The organism is Photorhabdus heterorhabditis, assembly GCF_001280945.1.
GTDB lineage: Bacteria > Pseudomonadota > Gammaproteobacteria > Enterobacterales > Enterobacteriaceae > Photorhabdus > Photorhabdus heterorhabditis.
In genome coordinates, this window is the sequence record NZ_LJCS01000229.1 from 1 (window position 1) to 541 (window position 541).

Below are 541 nucleotides of genomic sequence, written 5' to 3' on the forward strand. Positions count from 1 at the left end.
CGTCTGGCGGATACTGGTGTCATCATATCGCTGGGCGGACTTTTCCCCCTGATTTAGCAGCTTTTTTTCTGCCGTTTTTCCCCGCTTTGTTAAAGTGCATTCCAACTCGCCCCGACGGGCACTTTGTCGATGTTAGCTCACTTTTTCCCCGATGTCAGTGCCGGGTTTCGGCCTGCTTTGCCTGCCAGAACCGGGTTTTATCAGGAACCCGTGGTGGCGGGGCAGCTTGTCTGCGCCGCTGACGCGGGTTGGCCGGGTGCGGGCTGGCGAAGCCTGCTTATCGACGGGGTTCAGCGGGGAGCCCCCGCTCGCGGGGGCGGACGGGGCGGAGATGGCGAGTACGGGAACGAGCAAGGCGCCTGCGACTGCGAGCCGGACGCAGCCAGTGCAGCAGGGTTGGGCGGGGGCAATAAACCGCGGCCAGCTCGCTGGCCTGCTTTCAGGGCCGTTGACCCTGACGGCCTGACCGGCAACGGCTTAAGGTCGATGTTAACACCGGAGCCGCCAGGGACGGCGGCGACTGCGGCGGTGGGATTTTGCA

General features: G+C 64.0%; 1 protein-coding gene. It reads left to right on the forward strand.

Translation table 11 applies throughout. From position 1 onward, the window contains the following. Window positions 1-242: hypothetical protein (locus AM629_RS24930; RefSeq protein WP_235525596.1), on the forward strand; the 242-nt coding region annotated here is incomplete at its 5' end. Window positions 243-541: the final 299 nt, after the last annotated feature.